Consider the following 12,591-nt stretch of genomic DNA (forward strand, 5'->3'; position numbering starts at 1 on the left):
ACGGGCAACTGCTGCCATACTGCCCGCCCAGCGAAGCCGTCGCCCATCGACGGATTGCGCACCCATAGCATGAGTATGACTTCGAGGAGAAGGCGCGACGTGACGGAATTTGATATCGGCGAATTTTTTATCCGGGGCGAAGCCAGAGAAGTCGAAGGCGAGTTCCAGGCCGTCATCGTTATGCGCGCCAAGCCACCCTTGACCACCGTCAGTTGCCACCAGGTGGAGAAGGATCGCTGGTTCAAGACCGCGGAGATCGCTGCCGAGGCCGCCAGGGAAGCGGCCAAGGCGTTGAAGGCCGCCGTGGATGAAGGGGCCTTGAAAGCCTGAGCCCGATCGAACTCCTGATGAGCGCTTGCCTCAGATAAAGGGAAGCACCGAGGCGCCACGACGGCGCCCCGACCAAAGGAGACTCCCATGGAACAACCTTCCCACGAACTCAAGACCCTGTTCGACCAACTGGGCCTGCCCTCCGACGACAAGGCCATTGACGACTTCATCATCGCCCACCCCCTGGCCCCGGAGATCAAGCTGGTGGAGGCCGATTTCTGGTCGAACCAGCAGAAAGACCTGCTCCGGGAATGGCTGCTCGCCGACGGCGAAGAAGCGGTGCTGGTGGATCAGCTGAACGTGCGTCTGCACGGTGGCAAATAGCCTCAAGAGCCACCAGCGCTTTTTGTGGCGAGGGGGATTTACCTGTGGGAGCAAAGCTTGCTCGCGATGAAGACGACGCGGTTTTCCAGGAAACCGAGGCGCTTGCATCGCGAGCAAGCTTTGCTCCCACAACCACAGCGGTGGCGCATCGCGGGCAAGCCTTGCTCCCACAGCCACTCGGTGCTATTGAAGCCTAGCGCGGCTTCTCGGGTTTGTAGCCCAGGCGCAAACCACCCCAGTGACGCCCCTTGAGCATGATCGGTACGGAAAGATCGTGCATCAACTCACCCGTGTCTCGGGTGTAGGTCTGGAGCAGCACTGGCTGCTGGTGGCTGCCGCAGCGGATCCCGGTGCGGTCGGAGAATTTGCGCTTGGTACGGTTATTCAGCGTGTCCACCTGGGGATCGCCGGTCAGCGGCTGGCTGAAGACCTTGTTATGGGTCGGCACGTAGCCCTGCTGGGTGCAGGCAATCGCAAACACCAGGCCCTCATGCCGAGCAAGCAAGGGCTCTTGGATCGCCGGCAGTACCTGGTCGGTGTAACGGTCGAAACGGGTCTGGAATTTGGCTGGCTGGGTATTGGGGATCGGCTGGTAGTTGCGGTCGAACAGATCCTCCAGGCTGACACGGCCCTGGTCGATATCGGCCTCGAACTGCGCGGCGATCTGGCCCGCCCCTTCGCGCGCCAGGTCGTAGACCCGTTGGTGATAATCGTCGAGGCCCACCTCGGCCAGGCGTTCGCTGATGGTTTCGGCCTGGCCTTCCATTTGCACCGCCGCTTCGGCCAGGCGCTGGGTCTGCTGGTCGCTGATGGACAGGTCGCCGCGCATCTGCTCGATGGCGTGGAACAGGCTATCGAGTTGTTCGCGATTGGTGTCGGTGCCTTCGGCGATGGCGCTGACCTGGGTTTCGACGCCGGCGGCGAGCCGGGCGATGTTTTCCAGATGCTGGCCGGTGTGCTCGACCTGCTGCACGCCAATGTCCAGGTCAGCGGCCAGTTGACGGATCTGCTCCACCACCTGGGCGGTGCGCTGCTGGATGTCGGCCACCATCACCCCGACCTCGCCGGTCGCTGCCGCGGTACGCCCGGCCAGGCCACGGACTTCATCGGCCACCACCGCGAACCCACGGCCATGCTCACCGGCCCGTGCCGCCTCGATGGCCGCGTTCAGCGCCAGCAGGTTGGTCTGGCTGGCGATCGACTGGATCACCAGGCTGACCCGCTGGATTTCATCGCTGCGTACGCTCAGGGCTTCGATCAACTCACGGCTGTCGTTTGCGCGCTGGCTGAGCTGGTGCATGCGGCTGATGGACTCCACCAGTTCGCTGCGCCCGGCCACGCTGCTGCGATGGGCCTCGCTGGCGGCGCTCAGGGCCTGCTGGCTGAGTTGCGAAGTGGCTTGCTCGGTGGCGATCATCGATTCGGCATTGCTGACGATCTGCGCCGCCGCATCGAGTTGGGACTGGACCTTGCCGGCCAGTTGCTTGACCGAATAGGCGACACCGGCCGCTGACAGCGCGTTATGGCTGGTGGTGTAGGACAGGTCGCGGGTCAGCTCGGCCAATGTGTCGGTCGCGGGTGCGGGCGCCGCGGCCACGCGCGAACGCAGGCGCGGTAACCAGACGATGAGCATGACCAGCGGCAGGCCCAAGTACAGCGACCAGCCGCCCAGGGCCATACCGCACAGCAGCAAGACCAGGGCGAGACTCTGCAAGGTCGGCGTCAGCCAGCGCGCCGCGCTTTTTGTCTCAGGTACCGAGGCCGGCACCGCACCCGCCAGCGTTCCGTCTGTCGCCATGTTCGTCACCCACATTCTCGTTGTTATGAGCGCATTAAACGCCACTACCGAGCCATTATCCATGGTCCATTAGTCGCGTTCTTGCAGCAGATCAACAGGAGTAGACGAACGAGCACGGGCGAAAGCAAAAGATCGCGGCCTTCGTCAAAAGGTCGCGATCTTTTGTTGGAAAACGCGAATCAGGCCTGACGCTGGTGCTTGTCGATCTGTTCGTGACGTTCCTGGGCTTCGATGCAGTACTTGGTGGTCGGGCTGATCAGCAGGCGCTTGAGGCCAATAGCCTCGCCACTGTCGTCGCACCAGCCGAAGCTGTCGTCGTTGATGCGGTCCAGGGCTTGCTCCAACTGAGGCAGCATGCGCTGGTCGCGATCGATGGCATTGACCAGCCAGGTACGCTCTTCTTCTACGGAAGCAGCGTCCGCCGGGTCAGCCGGGGTGTCCAGGCTCTCAATGGCGATTCGGTTCTGTTCGATGCGCTCGTGGGTTTCGACCTTCATGTTCTGCAACAGCTTGGTGAAGAAAGCCAGCTGCTCGGCATTCATGTAGTCATCCGCCGGCATGGCCAGCAACTTTTCCTTTGTCATTGATATCTCTATAAAAAAACGTGCATTAAGGCGAATTATGGAGCGTCCCGCAGCGCAGCTGCCACGCTCATCAGGAAGGCGCCGTCTATTCCAAGCGCCACCCGGCACTCAATTTACGAGGGGCGGCAGTCTAAGGCCGAGTCGAGGCCTCAGCAACTGAAAACATAGGGAAAATGTCCGACAACCCCTTCAAATGTTCTCTGACAGGCTTTTGGCAGTCATCGGAGTGCGTTTATAACAAGAAATTCGGTGCAATAGCTGTATTAAGAAGACAAATGGCAACGCCACGCGGGTCAGGCGTGGCGCTTTGTCGCAACTTCCCGGGTCTCAGCGCTTGAGTTTGCGCTTGTTGCGGTACTGGTCGATGACCACCGCCACCACGATGATCAGCCCCTTGATGATGTCCTGGATGTAGGCATCGACACCGACGAAGGTAAAGCCGCTGGCCATCACCCCAAGGATCAGCGCGCCGATCACGGTGCCGGTGATGCGCCCCACCCCGCCTGCCAGGCTGGTGCCGCCGATCACGGCCGCGGCAATCGCGTCCAGTTCATAGGACATGCCCATGCCCGCCTGCCCGGTCGCCGCCCGCGCCGAGGCCACCACGCCGGCCAACCCCGCCAGCAACCCGGCGATGCTGTAGACGATCACCAGGTGGCGCTTGACGTTGATGCCCGAGGTACGCGCCGCCTGCATGTTGCCGCCGATGGCATAGGTGTACTTGCCATACTTGGTGTAGCGCAGGGCGATGTGGAAGATCACTGCTACCACCAGGAAGATGATCACCGGCATCGCGCCATGCCCAATGGCGGTATAGGAATCGGACAGCATGCTCACCGGTTGGCCTTCGGTGTAGTAGCGCGCCAGGCCACGGGCCGAGACCATCATGCCGAGGGTGGCAATGAACGGCGGAATACCGGTCATGGCGATGATGCTGCCGTTGATCGCCCCGGCCAGCAGCCCTACCCCGAGCCCCGCCACCACCGGTATCCACACCGGCAAGTCCGTCAAGGAGGGAAACACCGCCCGGGCGAAGTCAGAAGTCTGGGCCAGGCTGGCGGCGATCATCGCCGATAGCGCCAGCACCGAGCCGGACGACAGGTCGATACCGGTGGTGATGATCACCTGGGTCACGCCGATGGCCAGCAGACCGATGATCGACACTTGCAAGATCATCAGCACCAGGCGCTGGGAGTTCATCAGGAAACTCTGGTCACGCATGATCCAGCCGAACATTTCGAACACCAGGCCGATGCCGATCAGCACCAGGAAGATACTCAGTTCCGTCGGCAGTCGCCGGCGCGCCCTGGCCGGTGCGGCCGCGGGTTTGTTTTCCAGTATCGCGTTCATAACCATTCACCTTTTTTATCTGGACTGACGGGCATCAGGACAGGCCTGAAGCCAATTGCATGACTCGTTCCTGGGTCGCTTCGCTGCGGTCGAGGGTGCCCATCAGGTCGCCTTCGTGCATCACCATGACCCGGTCGCTCATGCCCAGTACTTCCGGCAGCTCCGAGGAAATCATGATCACCGCCATGCCTTCGCTGGCGAGGAAGGCAATCAGCCGATAGATTTCGGCCTTGGCGCCGACATCGATGCCACGGGTCGGCTCGTCGAGGATCAGGATCCGCGGGTTGGTCATCAGCCAGCGGGCCAGCAGCGCTTTCTGCTGGTTGCCGCCAGACAAAGTGTCGATGCACTGCTCCAGCGACGGGGTCTTGACCCGCAGCTTCTTGCACATGTCCTCACACAAGGCGCGCAGGGCTTTCTGCTGGATGAAGCCGTTGCCCACGTAATGAGGCAACACGGCCATCTCCATGTTTTCCAGCACCGACAGGCACGGGAACAGGCCACTGAGCTTGCGGTCCTCGGTCAACAGCGCGAAGCCTTTCTCGATGGCCATGTGCGGGTCGCTGATGCGCACCGGTTGGCCGTCCAGCAGGATTTCGCCGCCGGTACTCGGGGTCACGCCGAAAATCGCCTCGGCCACGTTGGTCCGGCCCGAGCCCATCAACCCGGCGATGCCCAGGATCTCCCCGGCATGCAGGTCGAAGGACACGCCTTTGAAGATGCCGTCCAGACTCAGGTCGCGCACCGACAGCACCAATTCACCGATGGGTTGCTCGCGCACCGGGAACAACTGGCTCAGTTCGCGCCCGACCATCATCGAAATCAGGCTGTCGCCATCCATGCTGTCGGCCCGTTGCAGGCCGATGTAGGCGCCGTCGCGAAACACCGCCACTTCATCAGCGATGGCGAACACTTCGTTCATCTTGTGGGTGATGTAGATGATGCCCTTACCCTGGGACTTGAGGTCGGCAATGATCGAGAAGAGGTGGGCGACTTCGGTCTCGGTAATGGCCGAGGTCGGCTCGTCCATGATCAGGATGTCGGAGTCGTAGGACACGGCCTTGGCGATTTCGACCATCTGCCGCTCGGCGATACTCAGGTTGCCCACCTGCTCCTCGGGGTCGAGGTTGATGCGCAGGCGCTCCAACAGCCGGGCAGTGCAGCGATGCATTTCGCCATGGTCGACCATGTGCAGGCCGTTGAGCTGCTCGCGGCCGATCCAGATGTTCTCGGCGATGCTCATGTGGGGCATCAGGTTCAGTTCCTGATGGATCATCGCGATGCCAGCCTGCAAGGCCGCCAGGGGCGTGTCGAATTTCACCGGTTTGCCGCGCAAGCGCAGTTCGCCGGCGTCCGGCTGATAGATGCCGGCGACAATCTTCATCAAGGTGGATTTGCCCGCACCGTTCTCGCCCATCAGGGCCAGTACGGAACCGGGGCGTACCCGCAGTTGTACATCGGACAGGGCCACCACGCCGGGAAAGCCTTTGCTGACATTGACGACTTCCAGCAGATACGGTTCATCAGGTATTACGTCCGGCCGGAAAGTCATCGCCGGGGCGCTCGAAGCAGTCGCTGAAGCGAACATGATCAGGTACTCCCTCGGCAAGGTCGGCGTTGCAACCTTGCCTGTTTTATTGTTGTGGTGGGACCGGTGCGTCAAACGTCACTTGAACTGATCGACGTTTTCCGGCGTGATCAGGCGATACGGCACCCAGACGGACTGTTCGACCGGTTGTTTCTTGACCATTTTCACCGCCGTATCGATCGATCCATCGGCCTGGCCCTTGGCGTCCTGGAACACCGAGACCGCCATGTCGCCTTTCTTGATCGCGTTCAAGCCGTCCGGTGTGCCATCGACCCCGGCAATCAATACGCTGCCCTTCTTGGTGCCCGCTTGCTTGAGGGCCATGGCGGCGCCGATGGCCATCTCGTCGTTGTTGGACACCACGGCATTGAAATCGCGACCCTGGGTCAGCCAGTCGTTGACCAGGGTCATGCCCTTGTCCCGGGACCAGGTACCGGTCTGTTCCTGCTCGATCTTGATGTTGGGGTATTTGGCCAGCACCTCCTTGACGCCCTTGGTGCGGTTGGCGGTGGAGTTGTTGGCCAGGTCGCCCAGCAGGATCACGATGTCGCCCTTGCCGCCCATCTTGTCGGCCAGGTATTGCATCTGCATGCGCCCGGCTTCCAGGTCATCGGAGGCCACGGTGACCACGCCTTCTGGCAACTTCGGATCGTCCGGGCGGCGGTTGACGTACACCAGTGGGATACCGGCGGCCACGGCGGCCTTGGTGATGCGCTGGGTCGCGGCGGTGTCCACCGGGTTGACGATGAGCGCGTCGACCTTCTGGCTGATGAAGCTTTCCACCTGGCTCAGCTGCTTGACCACGTCACTGCGCGCGTCTTCGAACTGCAGGGTGACGCCGTCCGGCAGGGACTTGGCTTTCTTGTCCATGGATTCGCGCAGGTACGTCAACCAGGTGTCATCGAACTGGGACATGCTGACGCCGATCTTCAGGTCCGCCAGGGCAGCGCCGCTGGTGAGCATCAACGACAGGGCCAGCGAGGCGATACGGGTCTTGGTCTTCATGAACGGTCTTTCTCCACTTTTTTGTTGGTTTTATGGATAAGGCGTGACGGATCAGGAACGGGGCAAGCGCACGATGGGCGCGCCGGGCATGCAACACACCATGGCGCCGTTACGCTGGATACACAGGGATTCGAACAGGGGAAGGACTGCGGACAGGCGCAGCAGATGTGACAGGTGAAACGCAGAGCGGCTGAAGGTTTTCATCGACGGTACCTAGCTGTGTTTCTTGTTTTTGTTTCGTCTATCGTCCGTTCAAGGCTGGCTTGGCGGGAGACAGACAGGATTGTCGGTAACCTGGAATCGACTTTATTGGAAAATATTTTCCATATCAACTAATTTTAGAATTTTATTCGTTTTTTATTCCATGGCCCACAGGCGTGGATAAACGCACCACTTCGCCCTGCTCGGCACTCTGCCGGGCAGCATCAAGGATGCGCGTGGTCGCCAGTGCATCACGGGCCTCCACCGGCAGCGGGCCAGCGCCCTGCAATGCGGTTTGCAGCTGTTGGTAGAACGCCAGCCAGCAGCCACGCTCCGAGGTCACCCGCTCGCGCTCGGTGCCGTGTTCGAACCAGCCCCAGCGCCGATGTTCTTCAGCGCCCCAGCGTTCACCCTCGGTCGCCGGGCTCAAGCCCGCCAATGCCTGGGCCTCTTGCCCGTCCAAGCCTTCTACGGTGTAGCACCCTTGGGTGCCGTTGACCCGAAAGCGTGGGCGCGCCGCGTTCTGCACACAGTTGCCGCTCAAGTGGGAAATCACGCCGCTGGCATGGGTCAAGGACAGGAAGAAGCCGTTGTCGAACACCTGGTCGGGCTGGCGGTAATCCAGCTCGGCGTAGACCCGCGCCACCGGCCCGAACAGTTGCAGCGCCTGGTCCACCAAGTGGCTGCCCAAGTCGCGCAGGAACCCGCCACCGCTGCCTTTGCCGACCGAGGTCGGCGAATAGCGCTCGACGCTGGATTCAAAACGAATGACCTGCCCCAGGGCGCCGGACGCCAGCAGCTTGCGCAGGGTCAGGAAATCCGAATCCCAGCGGCGGTTCTGGTACACGCTCAGTGGCACGTTGCGGCGTTCGGCGGCCAGCACCAGCGCCTCGGCCTGGGCGGCGTCAGGGGCGAACGGTTTGTCGCTGACCACCGCCACGCCGAGTTCGATGGCTTGCATCACCACCTCCGGGCGACCGTCCAGCGGTGTGGACACCACCACCGCATCGACGCCGGCCGCCACCAACTGCTCTAGGGTGTCGAAGGCCTGGGCATCCGGGTGATCGCTGGCCAGTTGTTGGCGCCGTTCAGCGGACCGGGTCACCACGCCGACGAACGTAGCCCCGGGCAGACTGCTGATCAGCGGCGCGTGAAAGAACCGCCCACCCTTGCCGTAGCCCACTAGTCCGATTCGCATGAAAGCTCCTTGTTGGTCACTGAATGAGTGCAATCCCTGTGGGAGCTGAGCTTGCTCGCGATGGCGGCGGCGGCACATTCAGCATCAATGCAAGCTGATCCACCGCCATCGCGAGCAAGCTCAGCTCCCACAGTTTGTTCTCGGGTAACTGCGGGAACTCTGCTCACAACAGATCCCCTGTGGGAGCGAGCAGGCTCGCTCCCACAATTTGACCGCATCCCAAAAGGAGAAATGTGGTCAGCCGTAGAAACGCGGGCGCTCGGGCAGGTCGACCTTGACGATCTGCCCACTCTGCTGCGCTGCCACACAGGCATCCGCCGCCACCGCTGCGGCAAAACCATCCCAGGCCGACGGCCCGCCCACCTGCCCGGCGCGCACGCCGTCGATGAAGGCCTGCAATTCGACGTCGTAGGCTGCGATGAAACGGTCCTTCCAGTCCATCAGGATCGCATTGGACAACTTGGCGCCACTGCGCAGTTGCACCTGGGACGGTTCCGGGAGCTTGGCGATGCCGGTCTCCCCCACCACTTCGCACTGGATGTCGTAGCCGTACTGGCAGTTGACGAACACTTCCACATCGATGCGCGTGCCCCGGGCGGTTTCCAGCAGGACGATCTGCGGATCGCGCAAGTGGGCCAGGGCCTTGCTGGTCTTGCGCGGAAACACCACCTGCACCGACACATAGTCATCGGCCAGCAGCCAGCGCAACACATCCAGCTCATGGATCAAGGTGTCGGTGATCGCCATGTCGGTCTTGTAGTTTTCGCCCACGCTCGGGTTGCGGTGGGCGCAATGCAGCATCAGCGGTTCGCCGATCTGGCCGCTGTCGATCACCGCTTTCAGTGCCCGATAACCTTCATCGTACGGGCGCATGAAGCCAACCTGCACCAGGCGCTTGCCGTGGGCCACTTCGGCCTCGACGATCTTGCGGCAGCCTTCGGCCGTGACCGCCAGGGGCTTTTCACAGAACACCGGTTTGCCCGCCGCAATCGCCGCCAGCACGAATTCTTCGTGGCTCGGGCCCCAGGAGGTGACGAGGATCGCTTCCACGTCCGGCGCCTTGATCAATGCATGACCGTCGGGGTAGACCTCGGCGGTCAACTTCAGATCGGCAACGACCTTGGCCGCTTGTTGCAGGTTGATGTCGGTCACCGCCACCACCTGGCTGTTGAGCAAGGTCTGGCTGCAACGACGGATATGGTCCTGGCCGATGGCCCCGGTGCCGATGACGCCCAGCTTCAAAGACATGTAGAGAACTCCTTTCGTATTGTTGGGGCAATCAGTATTGACGGGCCTTGGCCAGTCGTTCATTGAGGGTCTTGGCGACGGCATCAGTGCGGGCGCTGGTGGAGACTTGCGCCACGCCAACCCGCCACCACGACAGGTATTTGTGGATCATGGTCTTGGGCAGGACCTTGATGTCGATCAGCGTCGAGACGCTCTGGCGCCGCGCATCGGCCAGGGCCGCGTGCAGTTCGTCGAGGGTCTTGACCTTGTAGGTCTTGCAACCGTAGGCCGCGGCGCTCATGGCGAAGTCCACCGGCACAAAACCGCCGTCGAGCTTGCCGGTGTCCGGGTTGCGGAAGCGGAACTCGGTGCCGAAGCTGTCCATGCCGTGTTCCATTTGCAGGTTGTTGATGCACCCGAAGGTCATGTTGTCCAGCAGCACCACATTGATCTTGCGGCGCTCCTGGATCGAGGTCGCCAACTCCGAGTGCAGCATCATGTAGGAGCCATCGCCCACCAGCGCGTAGACCTCTTTGTCGGGCTCGGCGAGTTTCACCCCCAGCGCCGCATTCACCTCATAGCCCATGCACGAATAACCGTACTCGACGTGATAGGTATTCACGCCCTTGCTGCGCCAACTGCGCTGCAAATCGCCGGGCAGGCTACCGGCGGCGGCGACGATGATGGCGTCATCCGCCAGGGTCTGGTTGAGGGTGCCGAGCACGCGGCTCTGGGTCAGGCAGGAACCGGTGAGTTCGATGAATTCGCGAAACACCGCCGGGTCCATGTGATCGTTGATTTCCGGGACAAAATCCTCGGTCTGGAAATCCGCCTGATAGATCCGGTCCACTTCGGCGTCGAGCTGGGCCTTGGCATCGGCGATCTGTCCGCCCCATTCGGCGCGATAGTCGCCCATCGCGGCGGACATCGCTTCCAGCCCCGAACGGGCGTCCGCCAGCAGTTGCACGCCGTCGAGTTTCAAGGCATCGCACGGGCTGATGTTGAGATTGAGGAACTGCACATCCGGGTGCTGGAACAGCCATTTCGACGCGGTGGTGAAATCGCTGTAGCGGGTGCCGATGCCGATGATCAGGTCGGCTTTCTTGGCCAGCAGGTTCGCCGCCAGACAACCGGTTTCACCGACACCGCCAACGTTCAGCGGGTGACTGGACACCACCGCGCTCTTGCCGGCCTGGGTCTCGGCGAACGGAATGTCGAAGCGCTCGGCAAAGGCCTGCAACGCGGCGTTGGCGCCGGAGTAGCGCACACCGCCGCCACAGATGATCAACGGCTGGCGCTTGCCCTTGAGCAGCGCCAGGGCATCGCTGAGCATCGCTTCGGTGGCCGGGCGGCGGTCGATGCGGTGCACACGTTTTTGCAGGAAGTAATCCGGGTAATCGTAGGCTTCGGCCTGCACGTCCTGGGGCAAGGCCAGGGTCACCGCGCCGGTTTCGGCCGGGTCGGTCAGTACGCGCATCGCATGAATCGCGGCGGTCATCAATTGCTCGGGGCGGTTGATGCGATCCCAGTATTTGCTCACGACCTTGAAGGCATCGTTGGTGCTGATGCTCAGGTCGTGGAACTGCTCGATCTGCTGCAGCACCGGGTCCGGCTGGCGACTGGCATAGACATCGCCGGGCAACAGCAGCAACGGAATGCGATTGGCCGTGGCGGTGGCCGCGGCGGTCAGCATGTTCGCCGCACCGGGGCCGACCGACGAGCTGCAGGCGTAGATCTTGCGCCGCAGATGCTGCTTGGCAAACCCGATGGCGGCATGGGCCATGCCTTGCTCGTTACGGCCCTGATGGACCACCAGGTCGCCGCTGTCCTGCTCCAGCGCCTGGCCCAGGCCCAGCACGTTGCCGTGGCCAAAAATGGTAAAGACCCCGGCGACGAACTTGCTCTGGACGCCATCGACTTCGATGTACTGGTTATCGAGGAATTTCACCAGGGCCTGGGCCATGGTCAGTCGTGTTGTGGTCATGCTTGCACCTTGTCTGGAATGCAAATTTGGCGGTTTGCTCAATCCCCTGTGGGAGCGGGCTTGCTCGCGAAAGCGGCATGTCAGTCGACATCAATGTTGGATGTACTGCCGCCTTCGCGAGCAAGCCCGCTCCCACAAGGGGATCTTCATCAGGTCGATAACGGGGTCAGGCCTGGGAGCTTTGCAAGTGGTTCATGCTCGCCCCCAACGCCTGGCGGATGTCGGCCAGGTCATGGACGCTCTCGGCGAACGGTTCGAAGGACAGATAGCCCTCGTAGCCACCGGCCCGCAGCGCCTCGATCTGCACGGCATTGCCAAGGATGTCAGCCGCACCCACCAGCACCCGGTGGCCGTCACGGATCGTCGCCAGCGGCGCCTGGGCATCCTCGACACCGGAGATGTGCACCAGCCCGGTCAGCTCGGGGAAGAATTCCTGTTCACCGGCCAAATGATGGTGAAAGGTGTCATGCACCAGGCGGAACACATCCAGCCCGCCAATGCTCTTGATCGCTTCCACCGCCGTGCGCTTGCGGCGCAACGAGCACTCTTCGAAACCCAGGGGCTCGATGAACCCGTAGATGCCAAAGGCGCGCAGGATCGGCGCCAGTTCGCTGAGGGCTGTACGCAGCCCAGCCGCGCGTTCAGCCTCGCTGCGCGGGTCGGCGCGGTCGTTGAGCGGGCACATTACCAGGCCCTCGGCACCGCATTCGCGGGCGTAATCGGCCAACCGCACGGCCTGGGCACGACGCTCTTCGTTCCACACGTCAAAAGGATACAGGGCGTTGATCGACAGCACCTTGATGCCGCGCGCCTCGCACAACTCGCGCACCCGGGCCGGCGGCATACCGTCTTCGATCTCGACGCCCTTCAGATCGTTGCGGATCTCGATGGCGTCGGTTTTCAACGCCAGGGCCAGGTCGATGAAAGCGGGCAGTGACAGGCGTGGGGCAACCATTCGGTTCAAGGCAAAACGCAGGGGCTTGTTCATTGTTGTTCTCCCTC

At 62.1% G+C, this 12,591-nt stretch carries 11 protein-coding genes; 2 read left to right on the top strand and 9 right to left on the bottom strand.

Annotated elements, in window-relative coordinates:
• Nucleotides 1–99: 99 nt before the first annotated feature.
• Together CFII68_RS03840 and CFII68_RS03835 are read left to right on the top strand one after the other, a co-directional pair.
• Complete coding sequence (locus CFII68_RS03840) at nt 100–330, top strand: hypothetical protein (RefSeq protein WP_003202853.1); 231 nt, start codon at nt 100–102, stop codon at nt 328–330.
• Between the two features lie 87 nt (nt 331–417).
• A complete protein-coding gene (locus CFII68_RS03835) occupies nt 418–654 on the top strand; it encodes a DUF2789 family protein (RefSeq protein ID WP_018612759.1) in 237 nt (78 codons plus the stop codon).
• Between the two features lie 193 nt (nt 655–847).
• Here CFII68_RS03835 and CFII68_RS03830 read toward each other — a convergent pair whose 3' ends face one another.
• The 9 genes from CFII68_RS03830 to CFII68_RS03790 all read right to left on the bottom strand — a co-directional run bounded on the left by CFII68_RS03830 (nt 848) and on the right by CFII68_RS03790 (nt 12,577).
• Nucleotides 848–2,515: a methyl-accepting chemotaxis protein gene (locus tag CFII68_RS03830; RefSeq protein WP_371103556.1), complete on the bottom strand. Its 1,668-nt coding sequence runs from the start codon at nt 2,513–2,515 to the stop codon at nt 848–850.
• Nucleotides 2,516–2,631: 116 nt separating this feature from the next.
• A complete protein-coding gene (locus CFII68_RS03825; protein ID WP_003180518.1) occupies nt 2,632–3,036 on the bottom strand; it encodes a TraR/DksA C4-type zinc finger protein in 405 nt (134 codons plus the stop codon).
• Between the two features lie 327 nt (nt 3,037–3,363).
• Nucleotides 3,364–4,386: an ABC transporter permease gene (locus tag CFII68_RS03820; protein ID WP_018612765.1), complete on the bottom strand. Its 1,023-nt coding sequence runs from the start codon at nt 4,384–4,386 to the stop codon at nt 3,364–3,366.
• 34 nt (nt 4,387–4,420) lie between these two features.
• Nucleotides 4,421–5,974, bottom strand: coding sequence for a sugar ABC transporter ATP-binding protein (locus CFII68_RS03815; RefSeq protein WP_018612767.1), 1,554 nt, complete (start codon nt 5,972–5,974; stop codon nt 4,421–4,423).
• A 78-nt stretch (nt 5,975–6,052) separates the two neighbouring features.
• Nucleotides 6,053–6,979, bottom strand: coding sequence for a sugar ABC transporter substrate-binding protein (locus CFII68_RS03810; RefSeq protein ID WP_018612769.1), 927 nt, complete (start codon nt 6,977–6,979; stop codon nt 6,053–6,055).
• Between the two features lie 346 nt (nt 6,980–7,325).
• Nucleotides 7,326–8,378 carry a Gfo/Idh/MocA family oxidoreductase gene (locus CFII68_RS03805; protein ID WP_033062887.1) on the bottom strand — a complete coding sequence of 351 codons (1,053 nt, stop codon included), beginning with the start codon at nt 8,376–8,378 and terminating at the stop codon, nt 7,326–7,328.
• 237 nt (nt 8,379–8,615) lie between these two features.
• On the bottom strand, nt 8,616–9,626 hold the full coding sequence (locus CFII68_RS03800; protein WP_018612774.1) for a Gfo/Idh/MocA family protein: 1,011 nt from the start codon (nt 9,624–9,626) through the stop codon (nt 8,616–8,618).
• Nucleotides 9,627–9,657: 31 nt separating this feature from the next.
• Complete coding sequence (iolD, locus tag CFII68_RS03795) at nt 9,658–11,589, bottom strand: 3D-(3,5/4)-trihydroxycyclohexane-1,2-dione acylhydrolase (decyclizing) (RefSeq protein WP_018612776.1); 1,932 nt, start codon at nt 11,587–11,589, stop codon at nt 9,658–9,660.
• Nucleotides 11,590–11,755: 166 nt separating this feature from the next.
• Nucleotides 11,756–12,577: a TIM barrel protein gene (locus CFII68_RS03790; protein ID WP_018612777.1), complete on the bottom strand. Its 822-nt coding sequence runs from the start codon at nt 12,575–12,577 to the stop codon at nt 11,756–11,758.
• Nucleotides 12,578–12,591: the final 14 nt, after the last annotated feature.

Source organism: Pseudomonas sp. CFII68 (genome assembly GCF_000416195.1).
GTDB classification, from domain to species: Bacteria; Pseudomonadota; Gammaproteobacteria; order Pseudomonadales; family Pseudomonadaceae; genus Aquipseudomonas; species Aquipseudomonas kilonensis.